The 15,148-nt window shown below is 65.8% G+C and carries 12 protein-coding genes; 8 read left to right on the top strand and 4 right to left on the bottom strand.

The annotated features are described in order from the left end of the window. Nucleotides 1–164: 164 nt before the first annotated feature. Both BW38_RS04615 and BW38_RS04620 read left to right on the top strand, forming a co-directional pair. Nucleotides 165–1,556 carry a 3-deoxy-7-phosphoheptulonate synthase class II gene (locus tag BW38_RS04615; protein ID WP_025879324.1) on the top strand — a complete coding sequence of 464 codons (1,392 nt, stop codon included), beginning with the start codon at nt 165–167 and terminating at the stop codon, nt 1,554–1,556. A 675-nt stretch (nt 1,557–2,231) separates the two neighbouring features. After that, nucleotides 2,232–3,377, top strand: coding sequence for a mechanosensitive ion channel family protein (locus BW38_RS04620; RefSeq protein ID WP_170919619.1), 1,146 nt, complete (start codon nt 2,232–2,234; stop codon nt 3,375–3,377). Between the two features lie 74 nt (nt 3,378–3,451). Here BW38_RS04620 and BW38_RS04625 read toward each other — a convergent pair whose 3' ends face one another. The 3 genes from BW38_RS04625 to typA are packed head-to-tail and all read right to left on the bottom strand — an operon-like array spanning nt 3,452 to nt 7,442. Then, on the bottom strand, nt 3,452–5,074 hold the full coding sequence (locus BW38_RS04625; RefSeq protein ID WP_032977435.1) for an amidase: 1,623 nt from the start codon (nt 5,072–5,074) through the stop codon (nt 3,452–3,454). 41 nt (nt 5,075–5,115) lie between these two features. After that, complete coding sequence (locus BW38_RS04630; RefSeq protein WP_025879438.1) at nt 5,116–5,583, bottom strand: DUF2127 domain-containing protein; 468 nt, start codon at nt 5,581–5,583, stop codon at nt 5,116–5,118. A gap of 11 nt (nt 5,584–5,594) precedes the next feature. Then, nucleotides 5,595–7,442 carry a translational GTPase TypA gene (typA, locus tag BW38_RS04635; RefSeq protein WP_025879437.1) on the bottom strand — a complete coding sequence of 616 codons (1,848 nt, stop codon included), beginning with the start codon at nt 7,440–7,442 and terminating at the stop codon, nt 5,595–5,597. Between the two features lie 239 nt (nt 7,443–7,681). On the opposite strand from typA, the gene BW38_RS04640 reads away from it, so the two are divergent. The 6 genes from BW38_RS04640 (at nt 7,682) to BW38_RS04665 (ending at nt 14,392) form a co-directional block, all read left to right on the top strand. Continuing rightward, on the top strand, nt 7,682–8,173 hold the full coding sequence (locus BW38_RS04640; RefSeq protein ID WP_025879436.1) for a peptidylprolyl isomerase: 492 nt from the start codon (nt 7,682–7,684) through the stop codon (nt 8,171–8,173). Nucleotides 8,174–8,299: 126 nt separating this feature from the next. Continuing rightward, nucleotides 8,300–9,286, top strand: a complete 987-nt coding sequence (locus BW38_RS04645) for a malate dehydrogenase (protein WP_025879435.1) — start codon at nt 8,300–8,302, stop codon at nt 9,284–9,286. A gap of 123 nt (nt 9,287–9,409) precedes the next feature. After that, complete coding sequence (locus tag BW38_RS04650) at nt 9,410–10,024, top strand: RluA family pseudouridine synthase (RefSeq protein WP_025879434.1); 615 nt, start codon at nt 9,410–9,412, stop codon at nt 10,022–10,024. A 666-nt stretch (nt 10,025–10,690) separates the two neighbouring features. After that, nucleotides 10,691–12,571 (top strand): propionate--CoA ligase, encoded by a 1,881-nt coding sequence (gene prpE / locus BW38_RS04655; RefSeq protein ID WP_032977433.1) that lies wholly within the window; start codon nt 10,691–10,693, stop codon nt 12,569–12,571. Nucleotides 12,572–12,798: 227 nt separating this feature from the next. After that, nucleotides 12,799–13,302, top strand: a complete 504-nt coding sequence (locus BW38_RS04660) for a hypothetical protein (RefSeq protein WP_032977431.1) — start codon at nt 12,799–12,801, stop codon at nt 13,300–13,302. A 46-nt stretch (nt 13,303–13,348) separates the two neighbouring features. Next, nucleotides 13,349–14,392 (top strand): suppressor of fused domain protein, encoded by a 1,044-nt coding sequence (locus BW38_RS04665; protein WP_032977429.1) that lies wholly within the window; start codon nt 13,349–13,351, stop codon nt 14,390–14,392. A gap of 65 nt (nt 14,393–14,457) precedes the next feature. Here the strand turns inward: BW38_RS04665 and BW38_RS04670 are convergent, their stop codons facing one another. Then, the gene (locus tag BW38_RS04670) at nt 14,458–15,069 is read right to left on the bottom strand and encodes a glutathione S-transferase N-terminal domain-containing protein (RefSeq protein WP_025878086.1); all 612 of its coding nucleotides are present in this window, start codon (nt 15,067–15,069) and stop codon (nt 14,458–14,460) included. Between the last annotated feature and the right edge of the window lie 79 nt (nt 15,070–15,148).

Below are 15,148 nucleotides of genomic sequence, written 5' to 3'. Positions count from 1 at the left end.
AACTGCGTGCCGATCATGCGCCTGTCCGGCGATGGCGACCATGCCGTTTCTGGCCGATCACACGGTCCCTTTCCACACCGTTCAGGCAGTCATGACCGGGCCCGGCCCTTTGCGCCAGCGGCTGGCTCTGCGACCATGACCGCCCCCCACCCCGGATGTCCGTAATGAGCCTGTCCGCCGTTCCGCCCGCCCCCGATCCTGCCGCCATCGCTGCTGGCGCCGCCTGGTCACCGGAGAGCTGGCGGGGCAAGACCGCGCTGCAGATGCCGACCTATCCCGATCCGGTGGCACTGGATGCCGCGCTGCACGAGCTGAAGCGGCTGCCGCCGCTGGTGACCTCGTGGGAGATCCTGGCGCTGAAGCAGCAGCTGGCCGACGCCCAGGAAGGCAAGCGTTTCCTGTTGCAGGGCGGCGACTGCGCGGAGAATTTCAGCGACTGCGAATCGGGCACGATCTCCAACCGGTTGAAGGTGCTGCTGCAGATGAGCCTGGTGCTGGTGCACGGCCTGCGCCAGCCGGTGATCCGCGTCGGCCGTTTCGCCGGCCAGTACGCCAAGCCGCGCTCGGCCGATACCGAGACCCGCGACGGCGTGACCCTGCCCAGCTACCGCGGCGATGTGATCAATGCGCCGGCCTTCACCGAGGCGGCGCGTCTGCCCGACCCGAAGCGGATGCTGCAGGCCCACGCGCATTCGGCGATGACGATGAACTTCGTGCGGGCGCTGATCGATGGCGGCTTCGCCGATCTGCACCATCCCGAATACTGGAACCTGGAATGGGTTAGCCATTCGCCGTTGGCCGCCGAATACCAGAAGATGGTGGCCTCGATCGGTGATGCCGTGCACTTCATGGAGACCCTGGCCGGGGCCCGCGTGCACAACCTCAACCGCATCGATTTCTACACCTCGCATGAAGCGCTGCTGTTGCCCTACGAGCAGGCGCTGACCCGGCAAGTGCCGCGCCAGCAGGGCTGGTTGAACCTGAGCACGCACTATCCGTGGATCGGCATGCGTACCGCCGCGCTGGATGGCGCGCACGTGGAGTACCTGCGCGGCGTGCGCAATCCGATCGCGATCAAGGTGGGGCCGTCGGTGACGCCGGACCAGTTGCTGCGCCTGATCGATGTGCTCAACCCGGATGACGAGCCGGGCCGCCTGAGCTTCATCCATCGTATGGGAGCGGCGCAGATCGCGCAGAAGCTGCCGCCGTTGCTGGATGCGGTCAAGCGCGATGGTCGTCGCGTGCTGTGGGTGTGCGATGCGATGCACGGCAATACCGAAAGCACCGCCAACGGCTTCAAGACGCGGCGCTTCGACAACGTGCGCGGCGAGGTCGAGATGTCCTTCGACCTGCATGCGGCCGCAGGCACCCGTCTGGGCGGCGTGCATCTGGAGCTGACCGGTGAGGATGTGACCGAATGCACCGGCGGTGCGCGCGAACTGACCGAACGTGACCTGGAGCGCGCCTATCGTTCGACCGTCGACCCGCGATTGAACTACGAGCAGTCGTTGGAGATCGCGATGGCGATCGTGCGCAAGCAGGAGCAGGTGCGGTAGGGGTTTGCTTCTGCAGGGCTGCGCCCTGCACCTGCAGAGGCCACTGCCAGAGCAACAGCAAGAGCGGCATTCCGTGGTTGGCGCGGCGGTGTCGGAGTGCGGGGACGCCGCAAGTACGTCCCTGTAGGCTTGGCAGCCGCATCCATGCGGCTGACACCCCGCACTCCGACACCGCCCCACCTCTGACAGATTTCCGGTGGCGGTTGGTCCATCTGTGCTTCGCTTGGATCAAATCCAATCGAAATCGAATATTTCGACAATTGATCGAAGAGCATCCACGCATGGCGTGGATCTACGTGTCGACCAAGGTCGACACCCACCAGCAGCGGGGATCGACACCCGCCAACAGCCGCGGGAAATTGTCGAAGGCGGGGAGGGGGCAGATGGCGGGGGCGTGAGCGCCATGGATGGCGCGACCGAGCTTACATGGACGTACTTGCAGCGTCCCCCGCCATCTGTCCCCTCCCCGCCATTCCAAGGAATGCAGGCTTTTGCTGTTGCTGTTGCTGTTGCTGTTGAGGTTGAGGTTGAGGTTGCCGGCCAGCGGCCGGCACTACCGCGGGTGCAGGGCGCAGCCCTGCCGAACACCCCCGCCTACATTCTGCTTACGAACGACTGACATTGTGCTCATGGTGCATGGGCCACGCTGTAGCTCGGTGTTTACAGCGAGGATGCATGGTGGTCTGGCAACAGCTGCAGCAGTACCTGTGGCCGATCGGCAGCGCCCTGGTGGTTGGCGGCCTGGGGGCTTGGGCCGTACTGGCCCTGTACCGTCGCCTTCGCGGGCGTGACCGGCGCCGTGCGCGCATTGGCCGGGTGATCGGACCGCCGCTGGCTCTTGCACTGCCCGTGCTGTTGCTGGTTCCGGCGCTGCAGACCACGCCATTGCCGGAACACACGCTCGATCAACTGCTGCGCGTGCTGCACATCGCCCTGACTGCCTGCTTCATCTGGTTGCTGGTGCGCGGCGTTGCGGCGGGTGAGCGGGCGATCCTGCGCAGCCACCCGATCGATGTGTCGGACAACCTTGAAGCGCGCCGCATCCAGACCCAGACGCGAGTGCTCAGCCGCGTGCTGATGGGCGGCATCATCGTGCTCGGTGCTTCGCTGGTGCTGCTGACCTTCCCGATGGTGCAGAAGATCGGCACCGCACTGTTGGCGTCGGCGGGCCTGATCGGCCTGGTGGCGGGTATCGCCGCCAAACCGGTGTTCGGCAATCTGATCGCGGGCCTGCAGATTGCGGTGACCCAGCCGATCCGGCTCGATGATGTGGTGATCGTCGAGGGCGAATGGGGGCGCATCGAAGAGATCGGCAGCAGCTACGTGGTGGTGCGCATCTGGGATGAGCGGCGGATGGTGGTGCCGTTGACCTGGTTCATCGAGCACCCGTTCCAGAACTGGACACGACGCAGTGCCGACCTGCTGGGTACGGCCTTTCTGTGGCTGGACTACCGTGCGCCGATCGCGGCGATACGTGCCGAGCTGGAACGCATCTGCCAGGGCCAGCCGCTGTGGGATGGACGGGTGTGCGTGACGCAGGTGACCGAGACCAGCGAGCGCGCGATCCAGGTGCGGCTGCTGGTCAGCGCGCGCAGTTCCGGTGATGCATTCGACCTGCGCTGCCTGGTGCGCGAACGCATGCTGGATTTCCTCGCACGCGAACATCCGCAATCGTTGCCGCAGGTGCGCGCGCGCCTGCAGCGGGACGATGAGCTGGATATGCCGCGGATGCGGCGTGCAGGCAGCGCCGATGTGCGTTCACCCGGTGCGGAGGATGGTGAGGCGGCCATCGCGCCGGCGGAGCCGCGCCCGGAATGGTAGCGCCGGGCCATGCCCGGCGGATTGCAGAGTGCCGCTGCGCTCGCCGGCACGGCCCGGCGCTACCATCCATTGGGTCAGGGGTCGCCGGATTCGATCAAGGTATCGGTATCGAAGTGCGGTGGGCGCCGGGCGCGCGTGCGCTGCTCATACGCGTAGGCCATCTCGATCAACTTCGGCTCGCTCCAGGCCGTGCCCATGAACAACAGCCCCGCAGGCAGGCCATCGATCTGGCCCATCGGCACGCTCAGGCTGGGGTAGCCGGCGACGGCGGCGACGCTGTAGCTCTCGCCGGGGAAGTCATCGCCGGTGCTGCGCAGGGGCCAGGCCACACCGGTCGTCGGTGCGACCAGCGCATCCAGCTTCTGCGATGCCAGCACGGCGTCGATGCCTTCCGGGCCCGCCAGTCGCCGCGCATCGCTGCGCGCGCGGATGTAGACGGGATCGCCCAGGCCTGGAGTCGCCTGGGCTTCCTGCAGCAGCTCCTGGCCGAACAGGCCCAGTTCCTGGCCTTTGTGCGCCTCGTTGAAGGCGATCAGCCCGGCCAGGCTGCGCAGTGGCGCCTGGTAGGTGTTGAGGTAGCGCTCCAGACCCGCCTTGAATTCGTACAGCAGGACGATGCGCTCGGCATCGGCCCAGGCGCCCTGGTTGGGTAATTCCACCGGTACCACCACGGCGCCGGCTCGGCGCAGTTCAGCGACAGCCTGTTCAACCAGCGGTGGCATCCCGCGATATTTCAGCAATGGTGTCTGCAGCAGGCCGATGCGCTTGCCGCGCAGGCCCTGCGGATCCAGCCGTGCGGTGTAGTCGTAGACTGCGCGGCCGGGCATGGTCGCAGTGGCGGGATCGGCGTCATCGCGGCCAGCGATGGCGGTCAGCACGGCGGCGGCGTCGGCGACGCTGCGGGTCATCGGGCCCGCGGTGTCCTGGCTGAACGAGATCGGGATGATGCCTTCGCGGCTGACCAGGCCGACGGTCGGTTTCAGGCCGACCACGCCGTTGATCGCTGCGGGGCAGACGATGCTGCCATCGGTTTCAGTGCCGATGGCCACGCTGGCCAGGTTGGCGGCCACGGCCACCGCGCTGCCGCTGCTGGAGCCGCAGGGTGAATGACTGAGGCGGTAGGGATTGCGGGTCTGGCCGCCGCGCGCGCTCCAGCCGGAGATGGAGTCGTTGCCGCGGAAGTTGGCCCACTCGCTGAGGTTGGTCTTGCCCAGCACCACTGCGCCCGCTTCGCGCAGGCGGCGGACTAGGTAGGCATCGCCAGGGCGGAAGCCCTGCAGGGCCAGCGAGCCGGCACTGGTGGCCATCGGTGCGGCGTTGATGTTGTCCTTCAGCAGGATCGGGATGCCATGCAGGGGGCCGCGCAGGCGGCCGGCACGGCGCTCCTGGTCGCGCTGTGCGGCTTCCTTGAGGGCATCGGGGTTGAGTTCGATCACCGCGCGCAGGCGTGGCCCGGTGCGGTCCAGGGCGGCGATGCGCTTGAGGTAGGCGCCGGTCAGGGTGACGCTGTCGAGCTCACCGGCGACCATCCGCGCCTGCAGGTCGGAGACTTCGGTCTCGGCGTAGGGGAAAGGCATAGAACTGTTGCCGGGTTCACCGGCATGCGCGGTGGACGCGGCCGGGCTGCAGCCAGCAGCGAGCCCCGCAGGCAACGCGGTGATCAGGAAGGACAGGAGGGGCGGCAAGGACAGGCGCATGGGGCAGCTTCGACGGCTCCGATCCCCAGTGTAGCGGCTGCTCAGCGACGGCGCTTGCGCAGGTCGCGCGCCAGCACGTAGACGACGATCAGGTTGATCGCCAGCACCGTCCACGAGGCCCAGCCGGGATGGCGGACGATCGCGTAGATGTCGAAGGGCAGATAGATGGAGGCGGTCAGGCAGCCCAGCCAGGAAGCCCATGCCTTGGCTTTCCAGAGGCCCCAGGCCTCGACCAGGTGCAGCAGGCCGTAGCCGATCATCGCCGCCGCAGCCAGGTGCACCGCGTCGGGACTGATTGCATTCAACAGCGAGGGCAGGGTGCCGTGATCCGGGTCCAGGCTGAAACGCCGGATCAGGGCATTGACGCCGTCGCGAAGCGGCTGCGGGCCGAGGATTTCCAGCCCGGTGGCCGCCAACAACGCCAGCATCGCCTTGCTCGCTTCGAGCAAGGCGATGACATGGAGGCCCGGATGCCGGTGTGGATCCGGGTTGTAGCCGTTCTGGCTCACGGTTCGCTGGATCAGCCGCCGCGCGAGTTCTTCTTGCGGTCGCTTTCGGTCAGGAACTTCTTGCGCAGACGGATCTCCTTCGGGGTGATCTCGACCAGCTCGTCGTCTTCGATGAAGTCCAGGGCCTGTTCCAGCGAGTACTTGATCGCCGGGGTCAGCTGGATCGCATCGTCCTTGCCCGAAGCGCGCATGTTGGTCAGCGGCTTGGTCTTGATCGCGTTGACGGTCAGGTCGTTGTCCTTGGAGTGGATGCCGACCAGCTGACCTTCATACACGTTGTCGCCTTCAGCAGCGAACAGCTTGCCGCGTTCCTGCAACGGGCCCAGCGAGTACGCGGGGGTGGTGCCCGGCGCATTGGCGATCATCACACCGTTGATGCGCTTGGCGATGGCGCCCTGTTCCTTCGGACCGTAATGGTCGAACACATGGAACAGCAGGCCCGAGCCCTGGGTGAGGGTCTTGAACTCGTTCTGGAAGCCGATCAGGCCACGGGCCGGGATCTGGTATTCCAGGCGGACACGGCCCTTGCCGTCCGATTCCATGTTCTTCAGCTGGCCCTTGCGGGTGCCCAGCTTTTCCATCACGCCGCCCTGGTGGACTTCTTCGATGTCCACCACCAGCTGCTCGATCGGCTCCATGGCCTGGCCGTCGATCTGCTTGATGATCACTTCCGGGCGCGACACGGCCAGCTCGTAGCCTTCACGACGCATGTTCTCGATCAGCACCGACAGGTGCAGTTCGCCACGGCCGGAGACCAGGAACTTGTCGGCGTCTTCCAGCTGTTCGACCTTCAGGGCCACGTTGTGGACCTGCTCGCGGTCCAGGCGGTCCTTGATCTGGCGGCTGGTCAGGAACTTGCCACCGGACAGGTCCTTGTTGCCGGCGAACGGCGAGTTGTTGACCTGGAAGGTCATCGAGATGGTCGGCTCGTCGACGGTCAGTGCCGGCAGGGCTTCCGGGGTTTCCGGGTGGCACAGGGTGTCGGAGATGGTCAGCTCCGGAATACCGGAGATGGCGACGATGTCACCGGCTTCGGCGGTGTCCTGCTCGATGCGCTCCAGGCCCAGGAAGCCCAGCACCTGGGCAACCTTGCCGTTGCGCTTCTTGCCTTCACGGTCGATCACCGCGACCTGCATGTTCTTCTTCAGGGTGCCGCGCTGGATGCGGCCGATGCCGATCACGCCCACGAAGTTGTTGTAGTCCAGCTGGCTGATGCGCATCTGGAACGGACCTTCCGGGTCCACTTCCGGCTTCGGCGCGTGCTGCATGATCGCTTCGTACAGCGGGGTCATGTCGCCGTCGCGCACGGTGTCTTCCAGGCCGGCGTAGCCGTTCAGGGCCGAGGCGTAGACGATCGGGAAGTCCAGCTGCTCATTGGTGGCGCCGAGCTTGTCGAACAGGTCGAAGACCTGGTCGATCACCCACTCCGGACGCGAGCCCGGACGGTCGACCTTGTTGACCACGACGATCGGCTTGAAGCCCATCGCGAAGGCCTTCTGGGTGACGAAGCGGGTCTGCGGCATCGGGCCGTCCATCGCGTCGACCAGGATCAGCACGGTGTCGACCATCGACAGCACGCGCTCGACCTCGCCGCCGAAGTCGGCGTGTCCGGGGGTGTCGACGATGTTGATCCGGTTCTTGATACCGGTCTTCTTGTCTTCCCAGGTGATGGCGGTGTTCTTGGCCAGGATGGTGATGCCGCGTTCCTTTTCCTGGTCGTTGCTGTCCATCACGCGCTCGGCGAGGACGGTACGCTCGGACAGGGTGCCGGACTGCTTCAGCAGCTGGTCGACCAGGGTGGTCTTGCCATGGTCGACGTGAGCGACGATGGCGATGTTGCGAAGGTTTTCGATGGACATACGAAAGGGGGCCAGTCGGCGCCGGATTTGGAAAAAGAAGTCCAACATTATACGTCGAACTTGACGATTGGCGAAAACCTGGATTTCAGGACCGCTGAGGCCCCCATTCAGCCTGCCCCCCGGCGCTGCCCGTCCGCAGGCTGAAGACCCTGTCTGCGCACATGGTCGAAGCCGCCCATGCCACGGGGGAGGTGTATCCTTATGGGGCTGATTACACACCCCGCATCCCAAGGATCTGCATGTCCCTCATCGCCACTTTCGACACCACCCAGGGCCCGATCAAGGTCGAGCTGTTCGCCGACAAGGCGCCGCTGACGGTCGCCAACTTCGTGAACCTGGTCAAGCGCGGCTTCTATGACGGCCTGATCTTCCACCGCGTGATCCCCGATTTCATGATCCAGGGCGGCTGCCCGCAGGGTCGTGGCACCGGCGGCCCGGGCTACAAGTTCGAAGACGAGAAGAATGGTGTGAAGCACCAGATCGGCTCGCTGTCGATGGCCAACGCCGGCCCGAACACCAATGGCAGCCAGTTCTTCATCACCCACATCAAGACCGATTGGCTGGACGGCAAGCACACCGTGTTCGGCCAGGTCCTGGAAGGCCAGGCGATCGTTGATTCGGTCAAGCAGGGCGACGTGATCCATTCGATCACCCTGGAAGGCGACACCGACGCCGTGCTCGCCGCCCAGGCAGAGCGCGTGGGTGAGTGGAACAAGATCCTCGCCGCCTGATCCAATACCCGGACGGCCCCCTGCAGAGGGGGCCGTTTCCATGTTGCGGCCGCCCCGCCAGGCCTGTCCCCGCCCGCGCGGCCATCTCCCACAACGCTACTTAGCTTCTTAGCAGAGGAAATCCCCATGAAAGCACCTGTTCGTGTTGCCGTGACCGGCGCCGCCGGCCAGATCGGCTACGCCCTGCTGTTCCGTATCGCCTCCGGTGAAATGCTGGGCAAGGACCAGCCGGTCATCCTGCAGCTGCTGGAGCTGCCGGTCGACAAGGCCCAGGCCGCCCTGAAGGGCGTGATGATGGAGCTGGAAGACTGCGCGTTCCCGCTGCTGGCCGGCATGGTCGGTACCGACGACGCTGAAGTCGCCTTCAAGGACGCCGACATCGCCCTGCTGGTCGGCGCACGTCCGCGCGGTCCGGGCATGGAGCGCAAGGATCTGCTGCTGGAAAACGCGAAGATCTTCACCGCCCAGGGCGCCGCACTGAACAAGGTCGCCAAGCGTGACGTGAAGGTGCTGGTGGTCGGCAACCCGGCCAACACCAACGCCTACATCGCCATGAAGTCGGCGCCGGACCTGAACCCGCGCAACTTCACCGCCATGCTGCGCCTGGACCACAACCGTGCGCTGAGCCAGCTGTCGACCAAGCTCGGCAAGCCGGTCGCCGGCATGGAGAAGCTGGTGGTGTGGGGTAACCACAGCCCGACCATGTACCCGGACTACCGTTTCGCCACCGCCGATGGTGCGTCGATCGCCGATGCGATCAACGACCAGGAGTGGAATGCCAACACCTTCATCCCGACCGTCGGCAAGCGCGGCGCGGCGATCATCGAAGCCCGCGGCTCGTCCTCGGCAGCTTCGGCGGCCAACGCAGCGATCGACCACGTGCGTGACTGGGTGCTGGGCAGCAACGGCAAGTGGGTCACCATGGGCGTGCCGTCCGACGGTTCCTACGGCATTCCGGAAGGCGTGATCTTCGGCTTCGCGGTCACCACCGAGAACGGCGAGTACACCCTGGTCAAGGATCTGCCGGTCGACGACTTCAGCCAGAAGTACATCGACAAGACCCTGGCCGAGCTGGAAGAAGAGCGCGCCGGCGTCGCCCACCTGCTGGGTTGATGCGGTCGGTGCCGGCACCCTGCCGGCACCTTTCCATCAGGATAGGTACCGGCCGTTGGCCGGTACGCAGGAAACGGGGAGGCTTCGGCTTCCCCGTTTTCGTATGGAGTACCTGGCAACGACATGATCCTTCTGCATTACATCGACGACGCGCTGCTGGTGGCCGAGAAGCCGGCCGGCCTGCTGTCCGTGCCCGGCCGCTCGGCGGAGAACCAGGACTGCGTGGTCGCACGGCTGCAGGCGGTGTATGCCGATGCGCTGACCGTGCATCGCCTGGACCAGGTCACCTCTGGCCTGCTGCTGCACGCGCGCGGCAAGGACATGCAGGTAGCGCTGTCGATGCAGTTCGAGAAGCGCCAGGTGGGCAAGCGTTATGAAGCCATCGTGCAGGGGCTGCTGGAAGATGATGCCGGTGAAGTGGACCTGCCGCTGATCGTCGACTGGCCGAACCGGCCCAAGCAGATGGTCGACCACGAACGCGGCAAGCCGGCACTGACCCGATGGCGGGTACTGTCGCGTGACACCGAGGCGCAACGCACGCGCGTTGAACTGGAACCGGTCACCGGCCGCAGCCATCAGCTGCGCCTGCACATGGCCAGCCTGGGTCATCCAATCGTCGGCGACGTGCTGTATGGCGCAGAGGCCGCGCAGCGCGTGTGCCTGCATGCGCGCAAACTGCAGTTCACTCATCCGGTGACGGGCGAGGCGCTCGCGTTCGAGTCTACGACTCCGTTCTAGAAGGGTAGGGTGTTCGGCAGGGCTGCGCCCTGCACCCTGCTACGAACCGAAGCAATGTCAAAAGCCAAGGCAGCTCTGGATTTCTGCGTGTTGGGCGGGGCGGTGTGGGTTGGCAGGACACGCCGTTAACCCATCCATGGGGGCTCGATGGCGCCATCCATGGCGCCAACGGTCCTGCCAACCCGCACCGCCCCGCCTTCGGCAGATCTCCGGTGACGGAGGTCTGTCCGCGCTTTGCGTGGATCAAATCCATCGGAATCGAATATTTCGACAGTTCATCGAAAAGCATCCACGCATGGCGTGGATCTACGTGTCGACCAAGGTCGACAGCTACCAACAGCAGCCCAACAGCAGCGGGAAACTGTAGCCCAACAGCAGCGAGAAACTGTCGAAGGCGGGGTGGGGCCGGTTGCGGGGGCGTGAGCGCCATGGATGGCGCGACCGAGCCTACATGGACGTATTCACGGCGTCCCCCGCAATCGGACCCACCCCGCCATCCCAAGGAATGCTTGCTGTTGCGGTTGCGGTTGCCGTTGCGGTTGCCGTTGCTTCGGCGGGTGCAGGGCACAGCCCTGCCGGCAACACACCCCCTACCAAGGTAGGGCGGCCCACGCGCCAGCGCCGGACTATGCTCGAAGCCATGACTTTGTCTGGGAGGGCTGCGTCATGAACTACGAGGAAACCTACCGCCGTTCGATCGACGAGCCGGAGGCATTCTGGGGCGAGGAAGCCAAGCGCATCCATTGGCACACGCCGCCGCAACAGGTGCTCGACTACAGCAACCCGCCGTTCCGGCGCTGGTTCGTGGGTGGTGAAACCAACCTCTGCTACAACGCCGTCGACCGGCATCTGGCCGACCGCCCGGACCAGCTCGCACTGGTCGCCATCTCCACCGAAACCAACAGCACCCGCGAAATCACCTATCGCCAGCTGTATCGCGAAGTGAACGACTTCGCCGCCGTGCTGAAGCACCTTGGCGTCGGCCACGGCGACCGCGTGGTGATCTACATGCCGAACATGGCCGAGGCCGTGTTCGCCATGCTTGCCTGTGCACGTATCGGTGCGGTGCACTCGGTGGTGTTCGGTGGCTTCGCTGCGCACAACCTCGCGCTGCGCATCGACGATGCCAAGCCGAAGCTGCTGATCGCTGCCGATGCCGGCATGCGTGGCGGCAAGCTCATTCCGTACAAGGCGATGGTCGATGCCGCCTGCGCCGAAGCCAGCAGTCCGCCGCCGCACGTGCTGATCGTTTCGCGCGGGCTGGACCCGGCCGAGCCACGCATCGAAGGGCGCGACGTCGAGTACGCCACCCTGCGTGCGCAGATCGGGCAGACCGATGTGCCGGTGCAATGGCTGGAATCGAGCGAGCCCAGCTACCTGCTGTATACCTCCGGCACCACCGGCAAGCCGAAGGGCGTGCAGCGCGATGTCGGTGGCTATGCGGTGGCGATGGCGCAGTCGATGCAGACCGTGTTCGACTGCAAGCCGGGACAGGTGATGTTCTCCACCTCCGATGTCGGCTGGGCCGTGGGCCATTCCTACAACGTGTATGGCCCGCTGATCGGCGGCTGCACCTCGCTGCTGTACGAAGGGCTGCCGACCAACCCCGATCCGGGCATCTGGTGGGCGCTGTGCGAGCAGTACAACGTGCGCACGATGTTCTCTTCGCCGACGGCGATCCGCGTGCTGAAGAAGCACGATGCCGATTTCATCCACCGCCACGACCTGGATGCGCTGAAGTATCTGTTCCTGGCCGGCGAGCCGCTGGACGAGCCGACCGCGCACTGGATCAGCGACGCGCTGGGCAAGCCGATCATCGACAACTACTGGCAGACCGAAACCGGTTGGCCGGCATTGACCCTGCTGCCTGGGCTGGACATGAAGCCAGTGCGGTTCGGCTCGCCCGGGTTCCCCAATCTCGGCTACCGGATGAAGGTGATCGACGAGAACACCGGTGAAGAGGTGGCTGCCGGGCAGAAGGGTGTGCTGGTGATGACGCCGCCGTTGCCGCCGGGCTGCATGAGCACGGTCTGGAATGACGACAGCCGCTTCCTGCAGAGCTACTTCAGCCACTTCAAGGAACTGCTGTACAGCTCGCTGGACTGGGCCATCCGCGATGACGATGGCTATACCTTCATCCTCGGCCGCACCGACGATGTGATCAACGTGGCCGGGCACCGTCTGGGCACGCGTGAGATCGAAGAGGCCATCTCCAGTCACCCGCGCGTGGCCGAGGCAGCGGTGATCGGGGTGAAGGACGAATTGAAGGGGCAGGTGCCGCTGGTGTTCGTCACCCTCAAGCAGGGGCTCGATGGCGAAGACCCGGCCGCAGTGGTGGCCGAGATGATGGCCACGGTGACCGCCTCGCTGGGTGCGGTGGCGCGACCGGCGCACATCCATGTGGTCAACGCGCTGCCCAAGACCCGTTCGGGCAAGCTGCTGCGTCGCTCGCTGCAGGCATTGGCCGAGCAGCGCGACCCCGGCGACCTGTCGACGCTGGACGACCCGGGCGCGCTGGAAGAGATCCGCCGCGCGCTGGGACGCTGATCGGGGTGGTAGCGCCGGGCCATGCCCGGCGAGCGCAAAGCGCGGAAAAGCCGCCAAGCATGGCCTGGCGCTACCCAGGCCTGCCAGGACATGCGCTAAGCTCCGCCTGTCATCGACCTGCAACACGCGGCACGCGCCGGGGAACGCGCGTGCCACCCGGGGATGGCGAACAGGGGGGCGTGCCCGCAAGGGCGTGCATGCGTATCGCATCGTGGGAAGGGGGAGCTATGGCACTGCTGCATGCCAAGACGGCCGCTGGCCGCAAGGAAATCGAAGATCGTGCCCGGCGCCTGCCGGCGGCGCTGCGTTCGATCCTGTTGATGGTTGACGGCCAGCGCGATGAAAGCGAACTGCGCGGCTTGTTCGAGGGACTGCGCGCGCCGCCGGATGCGCTGCAGCAGCTGGCTGCACTCGGCCTGATCGAAGTGGTCGGCGGCAGGGCCGAACCTGTACCGCAGCGCGGGCTGTGCAGCGGCCGTGAGCAGGATCCGGCGCTGTACCAGCAGTTGTACGACGCGATGAGCGATGCCGTGCGCCGCCATCTGGGCCTGAAAGGCTACTTCATGCAGTTGAAGATCGAGCGCTGTACCGACGCGGTCGCCCTGGAAAAACTGTGCCCGGAAATGATCGCCGCGATCGGCAAGGCACGCAGCCCGGCGCTGGCCCAGCGCTGGTGGCAGGAGATCCAGATCTCGATGGCACCGGTCACTGCCGAGGTCGTGCCCGGCTGACGCGCGGGGTAAAGTGGTCCGCTCTTTTTCCGCCCAGGAGCCCCGCATGCAGGACGACACCGATACCCCCGGTTGGGATGCGATCAATGCCGCGCTGGCACCGCTGTACGCCGGCCAGGAGCCGCGTCACTTCGGTACCGCGCTGCCGTACACGCTGGGTGGCCAGGATCCGCTCGATGGCATCAGCGTGTACTGGGCGGAATCACCGGTTCCGCATTGGCACTACGTCACCTACGGCCTGTCAGAACTGTATGCAAAAGAGAGCAGTGATGCGGCTACCAGTGGCTATGGTTTCGAGCTGACGTTCCGCCTGGCTGCGGACAAGGGGGAGGATGCAGGCAGCACGCCGCCTGCGTGGCCGATGAACCTGCTGCAGAATCTGGCGCGCTATGTGTTCAGCAGCGGCAATGTGTTCGAGGATGGCCACCACCTCAACGCCAATGGCCCGATCGCGCTGGAGACCGACACCCGTCTCTGCCATCTGGCATTCGTTGCCGATCCGCAGTTGCCACCGCGCGACACCGCCAATGGACATTTGCAGTTCCTTCAGGTGGTGGGGCTGACCGACGAGGAAATGGACGCGATCAAGCGCTGGTCCACGCGCGGTGTCCTGCAGGTGCTTGAGGAAGCGATGCCGCTGTGGATCACCGATCTGCATCGCGGCAATCTGCTGGACGATCCGGCGCTGGCCGCGCGGGTGGAGGCCGGCAGCGAGCGTGAGGGATCCAGTACCGGCATGTTGTTCATCGAGACGCTGGACTGGCGGCAGACGGCGGGTATCACCACGCTGGTGCTGGGGGCCGGGCAGGTCGGCAGTGTGGGTGAGCTGCTGCCACTGCGCCTGCGCCACGGCAAGGCACTGACGCTGGTCAGCCGCGAACGGCAATGGGAGTTCATGCCGGCCACCGATGGCGCGGTCGCGGTCGAGGACGACAACGTGCGCTGGATACTGGATGAGGCGGCGTTGCAGGCCTGGCATGACGTGCGGCCGCAACGCGGGACCTACCCGGTGTCGAATACGTTGCAGGTTGAAGTAGTGCCGACGTTCCTGCGCGATGCGAAGGGCGAAGTGATCCGCGAAATCGGCTGACCGCGCCGATGGCACCAATGGGGTCGGAGCCGCCTGCTGCGTAGACGGATCCGACCCCGGTTCCATCAGGCCAGGCCTTCGGCCTTCAGCACCGCCTGCACGCCCGGATCGGCGTCCATGCGCGCCTTGTAGGCGGCCAGGTTGTCCAGGCCCGACAGGTCGACCTTGGCGCCGGCCGCCCAGCGCAGGGTGATGTAGAAGTAGGGATCGGCGAAGCTGCGGAAGCCGGCCAGCCACGGCTTGTCGGCCAGCTGCCTGTCGGCGGTCTCGAACAGGGCGCGCAGGCGCTTGTGCGCGGCGGCGCGGATCGCGTCGTACTGGCCTTCATCGGCGATGAACTTGCCCGGCGCGAACAGCGGCGAGAACGCCGGGTGCACGTCGGAGTTGACGAAGGCCAGCCAGCGGGTGGCTTCAGCGCGCTGGCGCGGGCTGCCATCGCCGCCGAGACCGGCCTGCGGGTAGCTGTCGGCGATGTAGCCCATGATCGCCGCGTTCTGCACCAGCACGAAGTCGCCATCGACGATCGCCGGTACCGCGCCGGCCGGATTGATCTTGAGGAATTCCGGACCCTTCAGGGTGTCCTTGTTCAGCAGTTCAACCTCGAACGGCTGGCCGGTCCACTGCAGGGCGATGTGGTCGGCGGTGGAACAGGCACCGGGCTTGCTGTACAGCTTCATGGGAACTCCAGGCGGGGTGTGGCGGGAAACCACCACTATCCCAGAGCCCAGCCGCACGCGGCAACGCTGCCACCGGCAA

The organism is Stenotrophomonas sp. RIT309, assembly GCF_000632045.1.
GTDB classification, from domain to species: domain Bacteria; phylum Pseudomonadota; class Gammaproteobacteria; order Xanthomonadales; family Xanthomonadaceae; genus Stenotrophomonas; species Stenotrophomonas indicatrix.
Note: the sequence above shows the minus strand (reverse complement) of the source record. Positions and strands in the feature narration are given on the sequence as shown.

Coding starts and splice junctions, on each gene's coding strand:
- BW38_RS04615 (WP_025879324.1), top strand. CDS start 165: ATGAGCCTGTCCGCCGTTCCGCCCGCCCCCGATCCTGCCGCCATCGCT.
- BW38_RS04620 (WP_170919619.1), top strand. CDS start 2,232: ATGGTGGTCTGGCAACAGCTGCAGCAGTACCTGTGGCCGATCGGCAGC.
- BW38_RS04625 (WP_032977435.1), bottom strand. CDS start 5,074: ATGCGCCTGTCCTTGCCGCCCCTCCTGTCCTTCCTGATCACCGCGTTG.
- typA (WP_025879437.1), bottom strand. CDS start 7,442: ATGTCCATCGAAAACCTTCGCAACATCGCCATCGTCGCTCACGTCGAC.
- BW38_RS04640 (WP_025879436.1), top strand. CDS start 7,682: ATGTCCCTCATCGCCACTTTCGACACCACCCAGGGCCCGATCAAGGTC.
- BW38_RS04645 (WP_025879435.1), top strand. CDS start 8,300: ATGAAAGCACCTGTTCGTGTTGCCGTGACCGGCGCCGCCGGCCAGATC.
- BW38_RS04650 (WP_025879434.1), top strand. CDS start 9,410: ATGATCCTTCTGCATTACATCGACGACGCGCTGCTGGTGGCCGAGAAG.
- prpE (WP_032977433.1), top strand. CDS start 10,691: ATGAACTACGAGGAAACCTACCGCCGTTCGATCGACGAGCCGGAGGCA.
- BW38_RS04660 (WP_032977431.1), top strand. CDS start 12,799: ATGGCACTGCTGCATGCCAAGACGGCCGCTGGCCGCAAGGAAATCGAA.
- BW38_RS04665 (WP_032977429.1), top strand. CDS start 13,349: ATGCAGGACGACACCGATACCCCCGGTTGGGATGCGATCAATGCCGCG.
- BW38_RS04670 (WP_025878086.1), bottom strand. CDS start 15,069: ATGAAGCTGTACAGCAAGCCCGGTGCCTGTTCCACCGCCGACCACATC.